This is a genomic window from Pseudoalteromonas neustonica (genome assembly GCF_001653135.1).
GTDB lineage: Bacteria > Pseudomonadota > Gammaproteobacteria > Enterobacterales > Alteromonadaceae > Pseudoalteromonas > Pseudoalteromonas neustonica.
This window is the reverse complement of sequence record NZ_BDDS01000002.1, coordinates 344,912-360,226: the sequence shown is the minus strand read 5'-3', so window position 1 is coordinate 360,226 and position 15,315 is coordinate 344,912. Positions and strand designations below refer to the sequence as shown.

Here is a 15,315-nt window from a genome sequence, read left to right as displayed (position 1 = left end):
TAATCGTTATAGTTTAAAGCTCTTTTATTCATCTAATTTATTTAAGGTATCGCGGCAACGACGCTCTGCGGTGACTAATTCCATCAAGACTACTTTAATGTCATCCATTTGTTGGCTTAAATCAGCTTTTTTATCTGAAATTAAGTCAAGCATAGTCACTAACTGCTTAGCGCTGGATTTATCTGCATCATAAAGTTCAAACAAACGGCCTGTTTCAGCCAAAGTAAAACCTAAACGCTTACCACGTAAAATAAGTTTTAAACGCACTTTGTCGCGTTTTGAATAAATACGGGTTTGGCCATTACGCTCAGGTGAAATTAAGCCCTGATCTTCATAAAAGCGAATTGAGCGGGTGGTTATATCAAACTCTTTAGCCAGTTCACTGATACTAAAAGTTTGTTCATTACTTGCAGGCTCTGCGGCAGAACTTGCAAAATTTGTTTGATTATCTTGATTCATAGTGTTTTTACCTCATTCGAATAACTCCAATATAAGTGAAGTTTACGTAAAGGTAAAGTGGATTGTAGAACTTATACTTTAGACTAATATAATGTGCAGTGTATTGAAGGCAGTTATCAGTTATAGCAGGGGTTGAGGCTACACTGTTTGTATTAATCTACAGAAAAATAAAGATATGTTTACACTTTTGTTGAGCGTATAAATCTTGATTTTAGATTTACGTTGGCGTAAACGTAAATATTATGTATGCTCATAAGCAGATTATAAATACAGTGTTTGGCTTATCGCTCACACATGAATATTGCCAATTATAAAATGGAGCCTTTTTTATGACTACCGAAGCCGTTGTTATTGTAGCAGCAAAACGTACCCCGATGGGTGGTTTTATGGGTGCCCTTAGCGGTGCAGATGCCACTGAGTTAGGTGCAACAGCCATTGCCAGCGCGCTTGCTGATACGGGATTAAGCGATAATGCTATTGATGAAGTCATTATGGGCTGTGTATTGCCAGCCGGTTTAGGCCAAGCACCCGCACGTCAAGCCATGTTAAAAGCAGGCCTTGCGCGTAGCACGGGTGCTACCACAATTAATAAAGTATGTGGGTCAGGTTTGAAAGCGGCGATGCTCGCGCATGATTTAATTAAAGCGGGTTCAATTAATAGCGCGATTGCAGGTGGCATGGAAAGCATGACTAATTCGCCGTATTTTATACCAAAGGCACGCGGCGGTATGCGTATGGGTCACGGTGAAATTAAAGATCACATGATGAGTGATGGCCTAGAAGACGCCTACGATAATAAAGCGATGGGCTGTTTTGCTCAAGATACTGCTGATGAATACGGTATTGGCCGTGAACAAATGGATGCGTTTGCACTTAACTCGCTTAGTAAAGCCAATGCAGCGATTGCAAATGGTGATTTTGATAGCGAAGTTGCACCGCATACTATGAGTAGCCGTAAAGGTGACGTGACAGTTAGTATTGACGAACAACCAGGTAATGCACGCCCAGAAAAAATCCCAAGTCTACGTGCTGCATTCAAAAAAGACGGTACTATTACTGCTGCAAATTCATCGTCAATCTCTGACGGTGGCGCTGCACTTATCTTGATGAGTGAAGCCCATGCTAAAGCACAAGGGCTTACGCCACTGTGTCGTATTGTTGCGCACAGCACACACTCACAAAAACCAAGTGAATTCACACTTGCGCCTGTTGGCGCTATGAATAGCTTACTTGAAAAAGCAGGCTGGACAACGAACGACGTTGACCTTTGGGAAATTAATGAAGCCTTTGCCATGGTCACTATGCTTGCCATCAACGAGTTAAAACTTGATGAAAGCAAAGTTAACGTTAATGGCGGTGCCTGTGCACTGGGTCATCCTATTGGTGCCAGCGGTGCGCGTATTTTGGTTACCCTTATTCATGCACTTAAAAATCGTGGTCTTAAGAAAGGCGTTGCCTCTTTATGTATTGGTGGCGGTGAAGCGGTAGCCTTAGCAGTCGAAACACTCTAATTTTTAAAAAACTTAAACTCTCACAGCCGCAGGCTCTTTTAATAATAACTACTGCGGCTTAACCAATTACCCTCTGGGGAGGAGTGCGTTATGCACCAAGTACCATTACTGATCAACGGCGAATTTATTCAATCAACATCAGATCAACTTATTGATGTTGTTAATCCAGCAAACCAAGAAGTGTTAGCACAAGTTCCGTGTGCCACAGACGCAGAAATGGATGCAGCGATTACATCAGCTAAAGACACCTTTAAAACGTGGAAAGACGTACCAATCACTGAGCGTGCGCGCATTATGATGAAATACGCTGCGTTATTAAAAGAGCATCATGACGAATTAGCGACCATCATTTGTCATGAGCTTGGTAAAACGTTTGAAGATGCTAAAGGTGATGTTTGGCGCGGTATTGAAGTGGTTGAGCAAGCAGCGAATGCACCCTCATTAATGATGGGTGAGACGATGGAGAATGTGGCACGTAAAATCGACACTTATTCATATATGCAACCACTGGGTGTATGCGCAGGTATTACGCCGTTTAACTTCCCTGCAATGATCCCACTGTGGATGTTTCCACTGGCGATTGTGTGCGGTAACACCTTTATTTTAAAACCGTCTGAACAAGATCCACTAACGCCTATGCGTTTAGCCGAGCTGTTTATTGAAGCGGGCGCGCCAAAAGGCGTATTACAAGTGGTACATGGTACTAAGCCACAGGTCGACCGTTTATTAGAAGATCCAGCCGTTCGCGCAATCTCATTTGTGGGTTCTTGTGGTGTGGGTGAATACATTTACTCAAAAGGCACTGCAAATTTAAAGCGTGTACAAGCGTGTGTGGGTGCAAAAAATCACATGGTGATCATGCCGGATGCTAGTCGTTCGCACGTGGTAAATAATCTCGTTGGTGCCTCTGTTGGTGCTGCAGGTCAGCGCTGTATGGGAATTTCAGTGGCAGTATTCGTTGGTCAAGCAAAAGACTGGGTTGACGACATTAAAGCAGGTTTTGCTAATGTTCGTCCAGGTGTATGGGATGATAAAGATGCGGCATACGGCCCGCAAACATCACCGGCTGCCAAAGCGCGTATTTTATCATTGATTGCCCAAGGTAAAGAACAAGGTGCAACGTGTTTAATTGATGGTTCTGACTTTACTGTTGTAGGTTCTGAGCAAGGCAACTGGGTAGGACCTACCTTATTTACTGATGTAACGACTGACATGGATTTATACAAAGAAGAAATCTTTGGTCCTGTACTGGCATGTATGTTTGTTGATTCACTAGATGAAGCCATTGCACTTATTAATGATTCGCCATTTGGTAACGGCACGTCGTTATTTACCTCAAGTGGCGCTGTTGCGCGTAAGTTCCAACACGAAATTGAAGTAGGGCAAGTAGGTATTAACGTGCCAATTCCTGTGCCACTGCCGTTCTTCTCATTTACTGGTTGGAAAGGTTCTTTTTACGGTGACACGCATACTTACGGTAAACAAGGCATTCGTTTTTACACTGAAACTAAAACCATTACCTCACGCTGGTTTGAAGACGATATTGCGTCAGGCCCCAATATGAGTATCAACCTTAAGTAATTAATTTAACTTACTCCACATAATAAAAAAGAGGGGCGCGAAGGCGGGCACATTTTTAGCCTTCGCTGCTCTTCACGAATAGATTTTACCGACAACAAATATAAATAAGAGGCCTGCTATGGACTTTAATTTAACTGAAGATCAACAAGCATTTGCACAAACTGCTCGCCAATTCGCTGAATCAGAACTCGCTCCACACGCAGCAAAGTGGGACCGTGAACATATTTTTCCTAAAGACACCATTAAAGCCGCAGGTCAGTTAGGGTTTTGTGGTCTTTATACGCCAGAGGAAGCCGGTGGTTTAGGTTTATCGCGTTTAGATTCAAGCATTATTTTTGAACAGCTTGCGATGGGCTGTACAGCAACCACTGCGATGTTGACCATTCATAATATGGCCACTTGGATGATCGCAAGTTTTGGAACTGAGCAAACTAAAGAGCAATATTGTGACCAATTGGTAATGGGCGAGTTACTAGCGTCTTACTGTTTAACAGAGCCAGGCTCTGGGTCAGATGCTGCATCATTGAAAACCAAAGCGGTGCGTGATGGCGACGAATACGTGATCAACGGCTCAAAAATGTTTATCTCTGGCGCGGGTGAAACCGAAGTATTGGTAGTCATGGCACGTACTGGCGGTGATGGCGCTGCCGGTATTTCTGCTTTTGTAGTCCCTGCTGATGCTAAAGGTGTTGAATATGGCAAAGCTGAAGAAAAAATGGGCTGGAATGCACAACCTACACGCTTAATTAGTTTTGAAGATGTGCGTATTCCTGCACACAACTTATTAGGCGCTGAGGGAGAAGGCTTTAAATTTGCAATGCAAGGCCTAGATGGCGGACGCATCAACATTGCAACCTGCTCAATTGGCACTGCACAAGCCGCACTACAAACAGCCCGTGAATATTTAAAAGAACGTGAGCAATTTGGTAAACCACTGGCTGCGTTTCAAGCACTGCAATTTAAAATAGCCGATATGAATACTGAACTTGTTGCAGCGCGCCAAATGGTGCGATTAGCAGCGTTTAAGCTCGACTCAGGCGACAGTGAAAAAACCACTTATTGCGCCATGGCAAAACGTTTTGCCACCGATGTAGGCTTTACAGTGTGTAATGATGCATTGCAAATTCATGGTGGCTACGGTTATATCAAAGAATACCCACTTGAGCGCCATGTACGAGATGTACGCGTTCATCAAATTCTTGAAGGTACTAACGAAATTATGCGGGTGATTATTGCTCGTCGTATTTTAGCGCAATCAGCAGCCGATATTCTATAAGGAACGCGAAATGTCAAACCCAAGTATTGATTTAACCATTGAAGGCCACGTAGCGATTTTAACCATGTCTAACCCGCCAGCGAATACCTGGACTAAAGACACCTTGATAGCCTTAAAAGACACGGTAAATGAGCTAAACGATAATAAAAACGTCTATTCATTAGTGATCACTGGTGAAGGTGAAAAGTTTTTTAGTGCGGGCGCTGACTTAAATGTATTCGCAGGTGGTGATAAAGGCGTAGCAGCGACCATGTCGCAGGTATTTGGCGAAGCATTTGAAGCATTAACAGCGTTTAGAGGTGTATCAATTGCTGCAATTAATGGCTATGCCATGGGGGGCGGTTTAGAAGTGGCTTTGGCGTGTGATATTCGTATAGCGGAAGAGCAAGCACAAATGGCATTGCCAGAGGCCAAAGTTGGCTTACTGCCGTGTGCTGGTGGCACACAAAACCTTGCTTGGCTTGTTGGTGAAGGCTGGGCAAAACGGATGATTTTGTGTGGCGAGCGCTTAAAAGCGGATAAAGCCCTGCAAATAGGTTTAGTCGAAGAAGTGGTACCACAAGGTGAAAGCTTTTCCGCAGCACTTAAACTTGCTAACCAAGTAGCCGATCAAAGCCCTGTTGCTGTAAGCGCTTGTAAAACGTTGATACAAAAAGGTCGCACTCAACCCATGGCGCATGCATTACCACTCGAACGCGAGTTGTTTGTTGGTTTGTTTGATACAGAAGATCAGCAAGAAGGGGTTAACGCCTTTTTAGAAAAACGTAAGGCAAATTGGGTGAACGGCTAATGGTTGAGTTAACGCTATTAAACACACAGGATGCCCCCGTCGTTTTTGAAACAGCGCGTGCAGAAAATGGCTCGTTGATTGGCTTTGCAACACTCAACGCTCCTAAATCGTTAAACGCCCTCAATTTTGACATGATCAAACTATTAGAGCCGCAGCTAATTGCATGGGCAGATGATAGTAATATTGCCATGGTTATACTCAAAGGTGCAGGGGAGAAAGCCTTTTGTGCTGGCGGTGATGTAGTTAGCTTACATAACGCAATGAAAACTGGCGAGCCTGTCAACTTAATTGAAGATTTTTTTACCCAAGAGTATCGTCTTGATCATTTAATCCATTGTTACGACAAACCGATCTTAGTGTGGGGTAACGGGATTGTAATGGGCGGTGGCCTTGGTTTAATGGCGGGTGCTAGCCACCGTGTTGTGACCGAAACATCCCGTATTGCCATGCCAGAATTAACAATTGGTTTATACCCTGATGTAGGCGGAAGTTACTTTTTACATAAAATGCCCCAGCATGTTGGCTTGTTTTTAGGGCTAACCGCAGCGTCTATTAATTGCGATGATGCGATGTTTGTATCGTTGGCTGATCACTACGTTAAAGCTGATAAGTACGACAGTATGATTGATCAACTCGCTGCGATTAAGTGGGGAAAAACAGCTGCGTTAAATCACGATAAACTCACTACATTACTAACCGAGCTTGATAACATATCTGGGCGCATGCCAAAAGGAAATGTAAAAGCTAATTTAGCGACTATTCAAAAACTCGCTGAGTTTACAGATTTAAAAGAGAAAGTTAATTACATTTTAAACCTAGACACTGATGACGTTTGGATTACACGTGCGCAAAAATCATTAAAGCATGGTTGCCCATTAAGTTGTGCTCTAGTTGAGCGCCAACTTGCTAACTCAAAAGGTAAAAGCTTAGGCGAGTGTTTTCAAATGGAATTGGCTATGTCGGTTCGCTGTGGTGAAGTCGGTGAATTTCAAGAGGGTATCCGCGCGTTACTGATTGATAAAGACGGTGCACCCAACTGGCAATTTAAAACAATTGAGCAATTACCTGCGCAATTAATTGAGAGTTTCTTTACTGCTCGCTGGGATAATGACTCGCATCCACTTAAACAACTTACACAAGGATAATGATATGTCACTTTATATCGGTTTTATTGGTTTAGGAAATATGGGCGGCCCTATGGCTGCAAACCTTGTTAAAGCAGGCCATCAGGTTAAGGTGTTTGATTTAAACCAATCGGTCGTAAATCAACTTGCCGAGCAGGGCGCGATTGAAGCGACAGACGCTAAACACTGTGCAAGTGATGTTGATGTGTTGATCAGTATGCTTCCTGCTAGTAAGCACGTTAAATCACTGTACTTAGGTGAGACTGGCCTTGTACATATTTTAGCAAAATCGACCTTAGTAATAGATTGCTCGACCATTGATGCTGCATCGGCGCGTGAAGTAGGGGCTGAACTTAGTGAACATGGCATTGCTTTTGTAGATGCGCCGGTATCGGGTGGAGTTGCAGGCGCAACAGCAGGCACACTGACCTTTATTGTAGGCGGTGCTGATGATCACTTTGCTAAAGCACAACCTGTACTTGCTGATATGGGTAAAAATATTTTTCATGCTGGAGATATCGGTGCGGGGCAAGTCGCAAAAATCTGTAATAACATGCTACTGAGCATTTTAATGGCAGGTACCAGCGAAGCAATTCAAATGGGTATTAATAATGGTCTAGATCCAAAAGTACTGAGCGATATTATGACGGCAAGCTCGGGTCGCAACTGGACGCTTGAACTTTACAACCCGTGTCCAGGCGTAATGGACACAGCTCCCGCAAGTAACAATTATAAACCGGGCTTTATGGTTGATTTAATGGCAAAAGATTTAGGCCTTGCGATGGAAGCAGCGCAGCAAAGTAATTCATCAACCCCAATGGGGTCAATGGCAAAAAATCTTTATACTATGTTGCAGCATCAAGGTGCTGGCAGTGATGATTTTAGTGCCATATTTAAATTATTCTCAAAGGAGTAACAGGTGGAAATTAAAAACAACACCGTAGTGATCACCGGCGGCGCACAAGGCTTAGGCTTTGCAATGGCGCATAAATTTGCTCAGTTAGGCGCTAACATTGCCTTGATTGATATGCAGCAAGACTTACTTGATGCAGCAGTGGCTGAACTTGAGAGGCATGGCACTACTGTAAAAGCATACGTTGCCAATGTAACGGATGAAGACGCCATAGTGAGTACGTTTAATACAATCAACAATGATTTTGGTCATATTGGGGTATTAATTAATAATGCCGGTATTTTACGCGATGGTATGTTTATCAAAGCAAAAGAAGGCAAAGTGGTTGCTAAAATGGCACTTGATCAATTTAAGTCAGTAATTGATGTGAACTTAACCGGTGTGTTTTTAGCGGGCCGTGAAGCTGCGTGTCACATGATTGAGTCGGGCAAAGGTGGCGTGATTGTAAATATGTCCAGTGTTGCTCGTGCTGGAAATATTGGTCAAACTAACTATGCAGCATCTAAAGCGGGTGTTGTTGCTATGACTACAGGCTGGGCTAAAGAACTTGGCCGTTTTGGTATTCGAGTGGGTGCTATTGCGCCAGGTGTTATTCGCACAGCAATGACCGACGCCATGAAACCAGAGGCAAAGCAGCGCATGTTAGCAGTAACGCCGGTTGGGCGTTTTGGTGAAGCGGAGGAAATTGCCCATACTGCGCAGTACATTATCGAAAACGACTTTTTCACCGGTCGCGTTGTAGAAATTGATGGTGGTATACGCTTGTAAAGCTAAGCAAGCAATAGTTATTATTACACGGTAAGCCTTGGCTTGCCGTTTTTTTAAGGCAGTAGCTAATACCAATCGGCTTAAAAATTTAACCATTCTAGCGGACTAAATAAAGCGCTAACTGCGTTAGTAATTTTTCATGTACGACTGCATGTCAAAATTTCTACCTTGTTATCACTGTATTTATCTTTCGCTATAAATGGTCATTAACTTAACACGATTGGTACAAATATACTCGCGATTCAAATTTACTGTATGTATGTACAGCTTTTTGTTTGGGAGCCATGCTAATGCTACTAATCATGTATTTATTTGCTGTATTTATACATTTAAAGCCAATTTGCCATTGTCTCGATCACCTTCTAATATTAATACTCTATTTGTTCTTCGGTATTATTTAATAATCGACTTTGGGATTTAATATATATGATAGAAATTAATGAACAAATATTAACAGATATAAACAGAAATTTTATTATCCCACCAAAACCGCAAATACTCAGTGATTTACAAAATTTAGCAGCACTAGATGATGCTTCTATTGCTGATGCAGCAGATGTTGTTGTTAAAGACTTAGCGATTTCATCAGCGATACTAAAAATTATAAATTCCCCCGCCTATGGTCTATCTCGTACTGTGTCAGATATTAAGCAAGCCGTTATGTTTCTTGGTTGGGATGGTGTTAACGCGCTGGTACAAGGGCTTAAATTAAAGCATATGTTCGCTGCAGAAAATAGCTGTATCAGTTTAGAGCGATTTTGGGACACATCAACAGAAATAGCTAATGTAAATATGATGATTGGTCAGCGCTTTAAGAAGCAAATAGCCATTGAATCTTTGTACACTTTAGGTCTTTTTCATGATTGCGGTGTTCCGCCAATGGCTATTAAATACGATAGCTACTTAAAAGCACTTCATTTATCTAACCAATCCGGTAAAGAAAGTATCACTGAGATTGAAGAGCGTTTATACAATACAAACCATGCGATTGTTGGGTATTATTTTGCAAACAGTTGGCACTTACCAAAAGAGATATGTAAATTAATACTCAACCACCATGACTTGAGTATTCTAGACGATGTTACAGACAGTGATATGCAAATTAGCTTTGCAATCCTTAAGATGTCAGAGAATTTAGTCAACTTAGTTAAGCGGGGGACCCCCTTAACTGAATGGAATACAATTGAGGTGAAAGCACTCGATGTTTTACATATGAATGATGATGAGTACGTTGATCTACAAGAGGATGTAATTGATTATTTAAACAGCGAGCACTAGGTCGTGTTGACCTTTGTGGATTGAAATTTGTTCAATCTAGGGGCGATTTAATCGCGGCGCGAGGTTTGTAACCTAGCGGGCTCGATAACTGCTCCTGCGTTATTCTACTAGCTCACATCCATGTGAGAATAAGTAAAAACCGAGCAAAAAAGAGTCAATCGCCCCTAGGAAGAACCCTTTAGGCAGCGCATGTTTGGCATTTATACTGCGTTATCGCCGATTTATGCGGAACAACCACACACCATAGGCTCTGCCTTGCCTAAATACCAAACATACTGCTGCAAAATTAATCACGAAAGGTCAACACGCCCTAGCTGTTTAAATACCAGTTAATTAGGTTTATATACTATATTGACTCTCTTAATAAAGCCTGCATAAAATACTTAGCTACACCTTACAAAACCAAGCTAACACCTTTAAGTCTCACTAAGGGTGGTTTGCTATTTTGCTCGATTACATACGTCATGTCTTGATTTGCTCACTGAGCTGAATGATTTTTAATCTGCTGTGCCAGCAGGTGCTAAATAGTCGTGGGGTTTTCTTGTAATTCAATGCTATAAAAAGAATAATTGAGCTCATAACGTATCAAAAACCACATTATTGAGATATTCAGTGAAAGCCAAAGAAATCCGTAATTTTTACATCAATGAAGAGCAGTCTGTGTATTTGCTTTCGCATCATGATGCTAAAAAACATCGCCAATGGCTTAATATCTGTATAAAACAGCTTACCTTACTTGGTTATTCTGATGTAGAAATGATTGGCTCTGGCGCATTTGGCTTTGTGTTTGCAGGACTAGATGACAAAAAACAACCATGGGTTTTCAAATTTTCTCGTATTACACTCGCTCAAAGTGTGCGTGATAGGCTTGAAGATGAAGCGTATATGCTTTCTCAGGTTGATAACCCACTAGTACCGAAATTTTATGCTTTTGAGAGAATAAAAAAGCAAGGGATCCTAATGATGGCCCGCGCTTTAGGAGAAGACTTAGAAAAGGTATCACTAAAACGAGGGCGTTTTAGTGCTGCTGCAATTACAGATCTTGCGCTTAAATTACGTAATGTATTAATTGATCTACGTAATCAAAAAAATGGGCTAACGCCTCAGCCTATAGTTCATGGTGATATCAAGCCTTCTAACTTAGTGTGGGATGAAGCTAACCAAGGGTTATCGCTGGTGGATTGGGGGAGTTCTGTGTATGCCCAAGTCGACAGTGCGGGTAACCCGATAGCCAGTAATTTTATGGATCTAATGTCTGGTGATTTAAGTACTACTAATGCGCGAATGGGGGATGTGTACTTTATAGGTGATGAGCAAATGTCAGGTGCCAAATCATCCCCACGATTTGATGAACAAGGGGTGGCTTCTACCTTATATGCACTGGCTTCTGCACAGTCATGCCGGTTTGGCGCTCAAGTTATTCCTGCAAGTTCATTAGGATTACCTATAGAGCTTGCTAAAGTAATTGATGGCATGCTGTCAAAAGACAAAGCAATACGCGATCGCGCGGGTGATTATTTTATACGCAATATGCCAAGTATGGCAAAAGCATATTTACCGCCAGTAACTTTAAATAAAGAGCTAAGAGCACATATTCCATTTTGGTACGGCAGTGATAATGAGCACCCAGATACAGTTGTTTACAGCTCACGAAAACAATTTTTGCGCCAAGCCGATCATAATCAGCAATTATTAGATGTAAACGATGCCCAACTTGATCGCTATTATAAAGAGTTTCTATTTGATACTGGTGATACTGAAAAAGCATTTTTAGCATCAATTAGTCGATTAGCGAAATATCCCGCAGTAGGAGGTTTAAGCTTTCATTGGAAAGAAGACTCGTTGTATGTGGAATCATCTTTAATTATGCATGATAAGAATTTAGGTCATGCATTCACGCAAGCTATTAATAATACGGTTATGCTAGCGCAAGGTATAAGCCAAAAAGGATTATTTAAGTGTTGCCTGTTTGATGCACGTAAGACGATTCAATTAGAGCGAGATGGCACCGGTGCATTTAAATTTGAACAACTTCCTGAACTTGATTATGAAGTTATGAATTTAAAAAGTTCAGATGTAACGAGACCGCATTCTTATTTTGAAGATGGTAAAGATCCTGACGAGCAATTAAAACTGCCAAATAAAGTGATAAAATGTGTATTTGAGCTTAATCAGATCCATCATACGGGGTGTATTATTTTTGAAGCTCTACCAGATCGAATGAAAATACATCATTACTATCGTTTATTGGATGCAAACAAAGAAACTGAATTTAAACGGCTGTTAAATAAATTGATGCAATATGCGGTGGGGATTATAGACGTAGGAGTTGCTGGCTTTATGAAGTTACCGTATAAAAATACTCGAGAGTTTTCATTATGTGATCAACAGCCTGAATTTTACTTCCCAAAAGATCCAAAACGTTTTGACAGTGATGCCACTGACCCAAAAGATAACTAAGGGGTGCCCTAGGGTTAATTAAAAAATATAATAGTGTAGGTTAACTTCAACTCACTAAGTGACTCGTAATAATTTATTAAGCCTATTTGGGCTTAATAAATTATGAATCAGTTTCAATTTATTATAATAAAGATCTTAAAATCTTATTTGAAATACAGTTGATGAGCCTTCGCATTCTAGTGACTTATCCAATGCCTCACCTAAATCAGAACTTTGAAAGTGCCAAACTCTACCATTATCTAATCTACATTCAACAACCCAATCACCTCTAGAAAAATTAGCACCATTTGATGATATTGCAGAGTGGCTCATACACGATAATACTATTACTGTTCCTGCTAAGATTAATTTTTTCATTTTTATTCCATTCCTTAAAATTATAATAATATTAGATACTAAATTAGTATCTGTATTAGATACTAGATTGTAAATGAGGGTAATTCAAATTGTTTTTTTTGTCAGTGATTTTTCGAGGTAGTACCAGCTTAAATTTAGGGATAACGAAGCGACTAAAGGTAAGTAAAAACGAAAAAGCTATTAATACCAATCTGCATAAATGTTTGAACAATTTAACTAATTAAATCAAGACTATAACTTCGTTAAAAAATTTTTGCTTAGAACAATTAGATATAAAATTTTTTGCCTAGGGCGTGTTGACCTTTGTGGATTGAAATTTGTTCAATCTAGGGGCGATTTAATCGCGGCGCGAGGTTTGTAACCTAGCGGGCTCGATAACTGCTCCTGCGTTATTCTACTAGCTCACATCCATGTGAGAATAAGTAAAAACCGAGCAAAGCTTGTGCGTCCTGCTCACGCCCCTTACCTATATCCGTGTAGGTAACAAAGAGTTAATCGCCCCTAGGAACAACCCTTTGGGCAGCGCATGTTTGGCATTTATACTGCGTTATCGCCTATTCATGGGGTACAACCACATACACAGGTTCTGCCTTGCCTAAATACCAAATAGATTATTGCTGCAAAATTAATCACGAAAGGTCAACAGGCTCTAGTTATAGCGCAATTTTTTTGTCATTATATAGACTCCATATCTATCCAGATTGGTATAAGTTATTGAACCCAAATAGCAACTCAGCTATGGTTTGCTTATCAACAAGGTAAAATAAGTCATTCTAGTGGCTTATTATGACGCTCAGGATTTATAATGAACTACGAAGAGTTTAATCAGTTTTGCAGATCCTTTCCAGCTACTACCTATATAATTCAATGGGGTAATTGCCATGTCTGGAAAGTTGACGGTAAAGTATTTGCTATAGGTGGCTGGTCAGATAATCAATCACCAGCTTTTACATTTAAAGCTTCAGAGCAAAATTTCGTTTTTCTAAGTGAAAGTGAAGGCTATAAACCAGCCCCATATTTTGCTAATCGTGGAATGAAGTGGATTCAGCAGTTTAATAATACAAACAAAGAAGATCTTCAATATTACCTTAAAGAATCATATCGCTTAGTTTCTTTAGGGTTAACTAAAAAAAGGCAGAAAGAGCTAGGTTTAAATCAAGAGGTAAGTGCATTGTGATCCGAAAAGTTAGAGGCTTCTAGTCAATAGCTTCAGTATAATAAGCATAGCGATATAAAATGTAGGATGGATTTGGTTTTTATACCGATCGTGTTGAGGTAATGACCATTTATAGCGAAAGATAAATACAGTGATAACAAGGCAGAAATTTTGACATGAAGTTGTTCTCGGCAATTGCTCCTGCATTGCTCTACCTCCTGAATCCATGCAGTCGTACATAAAAAATTACTAACGCAGTTAGCGCTTTATTTAATCCGATAGAATGGTTAAATATTTAAGCCGATTGGTATTAATCGTTATGTCTAAAAATAAAGCTGAGGTGCATTAAACTGGTTAGCTTGAGCGAACACCAAGTATAGTCGTTTAATTGCTCTTATCATAAAAGCCAGGATTGCCGACTTTTATGATTTATTCAAAAGCGGATTTATAATTATAAGGGCTTAGTTACCCCAAGGGTTACTTGCATTTGAGCGATTTTTACGGGTGCGAGCGCGGTCTTTCGCTTCTTTTTTAGCCTGAATACGTTTTGCATCACTAAAGCTTAGTTCACAAGGTTCACCAGGCTTATCACCTTCAGGAATAATACGATCACGGGGTGGGAGCTCATATTGTACGTCATCAGGCTTTGGTAGGTTTTTTAGGCGATAAAGATAAAAGTTATCAACTTTATCTTGGGCCCACTGAGTTTTTCGTAAAAACTTAACTGCAGATTTAATATCTGGATTATTTTTAAAGCAATTTAGTTGTAAATAAGCGTGTAAAAGTTCCCAACCATATTGCTCGACTAACTCTGATACAACTTGCTCCAGTTTTACACCTTGCAGTGGGTTATTTCCGAATAAATCTTCATTGCTCATAAGTACATTCTTTTCAAATATCTAATAAAGTAATTATAATTTTTATGAGCAAAATTTGATACAAGAAAATTACTAATATCTAAAATTGCGATTTTACAAACGTCAGAGGAATGGGTAAGCTTACGAAGCTTTAATAAGATTAGGCATGACGCCAACTACATCGGATGATAGATTTAAGGAATAGTATACATGGGACTTTTCAACAAAATTAAAACACAAGCTACATCAATTGGTTCAAATATCAGCGAATCAACGTCAAAATTAAGCTCAGATATGAGCACATCACTTAAAGAAAATTCAAAATTATCAGCAATTCGCTCAGAAATAACATCAATTGAAGGGCAACTCAATATTGGTTATCAAGATATTGGTAAAAAATATGTTGAGAACCTATTAGAGAATGAAGGTCAAAATATAGACGCCGCATTACAAGAATCATTGAATCGCGTAGAGCCTTTACTTGAAAAGAAACTAGAGCTTGAAGATGAAGCGATAGAAATCGAAAAAAAGCTAAAAGACCAAATTATAATCCAAGAAAAAGCATTTTTTCAAAAAGAATATGACCAAGAAAAAGAAAAGCTTGAAAAAGCAGTAAAGCTTGATGTGATTTCTGTAGATGAAATGACTGAGAGACTAGCTAAAGCACGCTTCAAATTAGATAATTTTGATACTATCCGTAAAGTTAAAAAGCAACACGAAATGAATTTGATATCAAAAGAAGAGCTTAAAGAAAAGCTAGCCGCTTTAGGTGCATAAACACGTTG

Annotated in this window: 14 protein-coding genes; 11 read left to right on the top strand and 3 right to left on the bottom strand. The window is 40.2% G+C overall.

Going from position 1 to position 15,315, the window contains the following annotated elements:
* Positions 1 to 24: 24 nt before the first annotated feature.
* Positions 25 to 459 (bottom strand): MerR family transcriptional regulator, encoded by a 435-nt coding sequence (locus A7967_RS04935; protein ID WP_054203666.1) that lies wholly within the window; start codon positions 457 to 459, stop codon positions 25 to 27.
* Between the two features lie 329 nt (positions 460 to 788).
* On the opposite strand from A7967_RS04935, the gene A7967_RS04930 reads away from it, so the two are divergent.
* From A7967_RS04930 to A7967_RS04890, 9 genes are all read left to right on the top strand, one after another.
* Positions 789 to 1,970 (top strand): thiolase family protein, encoded by a 1,182-nt coding sequence (locus A7967_RS04930; RefSeq protein ID WP_054203667.1) that lies wholly within the window; start codon positions 789 to 791, stop codon positions 1,968 to 1,970.
* A gap of 90 nt (positions 1,971 to 2,060) precedes the next feature.
* Positions 2,061 to 3,551, top strand: coding sequence for a CoA-acylating methylmalonate-semialdehyde dehydrogenase (locus A7967_RS04925; protein WP_054203668.1), 1,491 nt, complete (start codon positions 2,061 to 2,063; stop codon positions 3,549 to 3,551).
* A 118-nt stretch (positions 3,552 to 3,669) separates the two neighbouring features.
* On the top strand, positions 3,670 to 4,827 hold the full coding sequence (locus A7967_RS04920; protein ID WP_054203669.1) for an acyl-CoA dehydrogenase family protein: 1,158 nt from the start codon (positions 3,670 to 3,672) through the stop codon (positions 4,825 to 4,827).
* Positions 4,828 to 4,837: 10 nt separating this feature from the next.
* Entirely contained in the window at positions 4,838 to 5,617 is a 780-nt protein-coding gene (locus A7967_RS04915; protein ID WP_054203670.1) for an enoyl-CoA hydratase, read from the top strand.
* Positions 5,617 to 6,762, top strand: a complete 1,146-nt coding sequence (locus A7967_RS04910; protein WP_054203671.1) for an enoyl-CoA hydratase/isomerase family protein — start codon at positions 5,617 to 5,619, stop codon at positions 6,760 to 6,762. Before A7967_RS04915 ends, A7967_RS04910 begins: the two co-directional genes overlap by 1 nt.
* A 4-nt stretch (positions 6,763 to 6,766) precedes the next feature.
* Positions 6,767 to 7,657 carry a 3-hydroxyisobutyrate dehydrogenase gene (gene mmsB, locus A7967_RS04905; protein WP_054203672.1) on the top strand — a complete coding sequence of 297 codons (891 nt, stop codon included), beginning with the start codon at positions 6,767 to 6,769 and terminating at the stop codon, positions 7,655 to 7,657.
* 3 nt (positions 7,658 to 7,660) lie between these two features.
* Positions 7,661 to 8,422 (top strand): SDR family oxidoreductase, encoded by a 762-nt coding sequence (locus A7967_RS04900; protein WP_054203673.1) that lies wholly within the window; start codon positions 7,661 to 7,663, stop codon positions 8,420 to 8,422.
* A gap of 426 nt (positions 8,423 to 8,848) precedes the next feature.
* Positions 8,849 to 9,700 (top strand): HDOD domain-containing protein, encoded by an 852-nt coding sequence (locus A7967_RS04895; RefSeq protein WP_054203674.1) that lies wholly within the window; start codon positions 8,849 to 8,851, stop codon positions 9,698 to 9,700.
* A 612-nt stretch (positions 9,701 to 10,312) separates the two neighbouring features.
* Positions 10,313 to 12,160: a protein kinase domain-containing protein gene (locus A7967_RS04890; RefSeq protein ID WP_054203675.1), complete on the top strand. Its 1,848-nt coding sequence runs from the start codon at positions 10,313 to 10,315 to the stop codon at positions 12,158 to 12,160.
* A 135-nt stretch (positions 12,161 to 12,295) separates the two neighbouring features.
* Here A7967_RS04890 and A7967_RS04885 read toward each other — a convergent pair whose 3' ends face one another.
* The gene (locus tag A7967_RS04885; protein ID WP_064435465.1) at positions 12,296 to 12,517 is read right to left on the bottom strand and encodes a hypothetical protein; all 222 of its coding nucleotides are present in this window, start codon (positions 12,515 to 12,517) and stop codon (positions 12,296 to 12,298) included.
* Between the two features lie 805 nt (positions 12,518 to 13,322).
* Between A7967_RS04885 and A7967_RS04880 the strand changes: the two genes are divergently transcribed.
* Positions 13,323 to 13,694, top strand: a complete 372-nt coding sequence (locus A7967_RS04880; protein ID WP_054204563.1) for an MmcQ/YjbR family DNA-binding protein — start codon at positions 13,323 to 13,325, stop codon at positions 13,692 to 13,694.
* Between the two features lie 440 nt (positions 13,695 to 14,134).
* On the opposite strand, the gene A7967_RS04875 is transcribed toward A7967_RS04880, so the two are convergent.
* A complete protein-coding gene (locus A7967_RS04875) occupies positions 14,135 to 14,551 on the bottom strand; it encodes a VF530 family protein (RefSeq protein ID WP_054204564.1) in 417 nt (138 codons plus the stop codon).
* 189 nt (positions 14,552 to 14,740) lie between these two features.
* On the opposite strand from A7967_RS04875, the gene A7967_RS04870 reads away from it, so the two are divergent.
* Positions 14,741 to 15,307, top strand: coding sequence for a hypothetical protein (locus A7967_RS04870; RefSeq protein ID WP_054204565.1), 567 nt, complete (start codon positions 14,741 to 14,743; stop codon positions 15,305 to 15,307).
* The last annotated feature ends 8 nt before the right edge of the window (positions 15,308 to 15,315 follow it).